This is a genomic window from Paenibacillus solanacearum, assembly GCF_910593845.1.
GTDB lineage: Bacteria > Bacillota > Bacilli > Paenibacillales > NBRC-103111 > Paenibacillus_G > Paenibacillus_G solanacearum.
Genome location: NZ_CAJVAS010000094.1, coordinates 1 through 3777, shown reverse-complemented (window position 1 = coordinate 3777; position 3777 = coordinate 1). Strand labels below are relative to the sequence as shown.

The window sequence follows — 3777 nt, the reverse complement described above, 5'->3', positions numbered from 1 at the left end:
CTGAAATAGTTGTGGCTGGACCCCGGTCCGTTTTGCTGCTCGCATAACTGTTCCTCATTTCTAATCAGGTATTTCTATTATTCTACCATATCGAGTATTCGTGGTGTTTTTCACCACACTTTTAGACACTGTTCGAATATCAACATGGTCCCTCCGAATAGCTACTCGATAATCGTATTTTAACAATATTTTATCATAACGTGTTAGAACTTTCACCCTGCAATCTATGCTATCCTTGGCGTGACGACAAAACAATGGAGGAGGCGGTCAAGTGAGCAGGAAAGCGAAGGGAACGATGATAAGAAAATTTGTTATCTGGGGATTGCTGTTCCCGCTGATATCGACGGTTTCGGCTTGCATGGGAACTAAAGGAGGCGATGAAGGCGGAGGAAAAGCAGCAGAAGGAAAGAAAGAGCCGGTAGAGCTCGTATTTTATTCGACTTCCGGGGATTTTGACACGGATGGATTTATGACTATGTTCGGGAACAAGATCAAAGAGAAATATCCGTACGTTACGCCGAAGTTTATCCCGTACGGCAAGGATACCAGCCCGGATAAGCTGCTCACCGCCGGGGAACCGCTAGATATAATGTACTTGTCGAGCGGGCAGACCAGATATCTGCTGGATTACGAAATACAGTATGACATATCGGAACTGATCAAGAAATATAAATATGATCTGAGTCGAATGGAGCCGACGACGGTCGAGATCCAGCGAATGATTGCGAACGGGGGGATTTACGGTCTTCCGGTTTACAATAATACGATGACGATGTTCTACAACAAAGACCTCTTCGACAGATTCGGGGTGATGTACCCGAAGGACGGCCTGACCTGGGACGAACTGTACGAGCTGGCGAAAGTGATGTCACGCTTCGATGGTGCACAGCAGTACCAGGGGATCACGCTATCGTTAGCCCATACTATGCCGACTAACCAATTCTCCATTCCTTATACCGATTCGCATAATAAGGTCAACTATACGTCCGGCGATTTCAAAAAATTGTTCACCGCCTGGACCCGCTTCTACCAGCTTACGGGTAACGAAGTGAATAAGAAAACCGTTAGCTACACCGTACAGGTGAACGCGTTCGACAAAGACAAAACGATCGCCATGTTTCTCGGGTTGGCGGCGCTCGGTCCGGCGCGGTTCAAAGAGGTCCTCAACTGGGATGTCGCTTCCTTCCCCGTATTCCAAGAAAAGCCGGAGATCGGACCGCAGCCTTATCCCACTTATTTCTACATCACGAAAACGAGCAAGCATAAAGATGTGGCGTTTGAAGTGATCTCCTATTTGACATCGGACGAATTTCAGCTGCATCTGGCGAGAAACGGACTCTTTCCGGCTTTGAAGAGCCGCGATGCGATGAAAGAATACGGGCAGAACATTCCCTTCCTAAAAAATAAAAATATGAACGGATTCTTACCGAAGCAGTTCGCGCCTCCGGCCAAACCTTCCACGTTTCAGTCAGTTGCTCATACGCCATTGCACGGGGCATTCGATGCCGTATTGCTGAAGGAGAAGGACATCAATACGGCGCTGCGGGAGGCGGAGGAGAAGGCGAACAAGGCGGTTGAGGCGCAGCTGGCCGGGAAATAGAGCGGCTTTGCAGGCTCGGCTCGATAGGGTGAGAAGTAGGAGTGACGTGCAGTGGACACAAGCCGCTCCCGGGATGTCAAATGGTAAAGGCGAACTGCTATATGCGGATTGCGGGACGATACGACGGACGGCGGCAAAATCATTTTTGACCCGTTATGAAAGGGGTTACAAAAGGTGGTGTAGAAAAGCATATGCAAAGGATGATCGTTCGTAAAACAGCCTTGTTCTTAAGCGCTTGTGCGATCGTTGCCGGAGGTTGCCAATCCGTGGAAGATCCCGGCGGTCTCGGGGACAGAGTCCAGCCGGATCGAGTGTCGTTTACGGTGAAAGCGACCGGGGAGAAGATTCCGAAGAATCCGCTTTTCCAGTTGGAGCTGCGCTGCGAAAATCAGACGGCTGTTCAGGCGGAAATTAAGCTGTCCGATCGATCGGTGACGAAAGCGCATGAAGTTGCCGGCAGGTTGTGCGAAGTTCGGGCTCTAGGCGGGAACAAGTTCGTCCTCGGCCAGGAAGTCGCTTTCACGATTCGCCAAGGGGAGGATGTGTTGACCCGCCGGGTCATTTACCCACAGGATGGAGAAGGAGAAGTAATATCTACGGATTTCTTCGCCCCACACGGGGAATTACAGGTGGAAGTATCACATGAATTTACCGGGAAGCCTCTGGGAACCCGCCTGCGCGTCATGACGTGGAATATTTTGCACGGCGGGCGCGATGCCGGGGGAGAGACCAATGTGCGGCAAATCGGCGAGTTTATCCGCAACCAGGATCCGGACGTTCTGGTGACGGTCGAGACGTACGGCTCGGGAAACCGGATCCTCGACGTAATGAATGCCGGTCAGCCTCCGGATCGTTTGTATAAGGGAATTCAGATCACACGTGAACCGGGGCAAGAGGTGAACAGAGACAATTTGTGGATTTTCACCCGGTTCCCGGTGGTCAAGCTATATCCGCTGCACCGTGAGCGCATTCACAGCCTCCACTTTGGCGGCGTCCGTATCCGGCTGCCGGACAACCAGGAGATGAACGTCTTCGCCACTTGGCTGTATCAGCTGGAACATGCCGGGAGCTATACGAATAAAACCGTGAACGAAATTAGAGCCGGAACGCCCCGTACGTATACCGACGAAGAAATTGTCGGAACGGACAAGAAGCGACTGGAATGGATGAATATCATTCAGAAGACGTTCCTTCCCCTGTATCTGAATGGGGACAAAGCACCGACGATCATGGCCGGTGACTTCAATACGCTCTCGAACCAGGATTGGAGCCGGCGCTTCGCCCATGCGCCCGGTCATGCCGGATTGGTGTTGGATTGGCCTGTCACCAAAGCGATGCAGGAAGCCGGATTCACGGATTCATACCGATGGGCGAATCCAGATGCGAGCCGGTTTCAAGGAAGAACGACGAATCCTCTGGCGGGCTACGGCACCTCACCTTCTCGTATCGACTATATTTGGACTTCGGGGGATTCCGTCCGCATCCTGGACTCCTTTACGCGGGATCGCCGATTGCCGGAGCATTCGTCAGCTCACCTGTTCTACTCCGACCATGCGCCGGTGATCACGGACATGATGATTCGTCACCCGTAGGCCCAATGGCGGTAGCTGGGATAAGAGAGTGAAGAAATGGCATGTTCGAATCAAAATCTTAAGCAAAACAATACACGTTGATTATTATGAAAGAAATACGGGGTTTGAGAAACAAAAAGAATCCTTGGTATGATGTTCTTTACCGGATCCAAAAACAAACCAAGGAGAATACAAGATGGCGCGAAAGCCCATGACGAACAGGCAGCGGGTCCAAGCGTTTGTTGTCACAAGAGGAGGGGCCATCCGTTTTTAGATATAAACCCTTAAAACCGAGGGACGTATACAGGGCCTCAGAAGAAACGAAGGATAATAACATTGATTAGCATTTCTGGTGTAACCTTTTTATGGACGTGATCTAGAAAAAATCTCTGCATTACCTTTTGTGGGTGGGGATGTTAGGGTATGGTCGTCTCTTATCTTCGTCTCCATATTCAAACACATATAGTTTGTGTTGGTTCGTCTTTATGGAGTGCTACTATAATTATGCAGTCGAAAAACACCCTCGTATGAAATAAAATGAAGATGACGAGGGGACGAGAGACAATGAAACGGTACGACAAAGTATTCAAAGATGAAGCAGTAAGA

At 50.1% G+C, this 3777-nt stretch carries 2 protein-coding genes; both read left to right on the top strand.

Annotation, left to right across the window (positions count from 1 at the left end; all coding sequences use genetic code 11):
- The first annotated feature begins 271 nt into the window (after positions 1-271).
- On the top strand, positions 272-1600 hold the full coding sequence (locus KXG62_RS33665) for an ABC transporter substrate-binding protein (RefSeq protein WP_218096372.1): 1329 nt from the start codon (positions 272-274) through the stop codon (positions 1598-1600).
- A 266-nt stretch (positions 1601-1866) separates the two neighbouring features.
- Positions 1867-3192: an endonuclease/exonuclease/phosphatase family protein gene (locus tag KXG62_RS33660; RefSeq protein WP_218096371.1), complete on the top strand. Its 1326-nt coding sequence runs from the start codon at positions 1867-1869 to the stop codon at positions 3190-3192.
- The last annotated feature ends 585 nt before the right edge of the window (positions 3193-3777 follow it).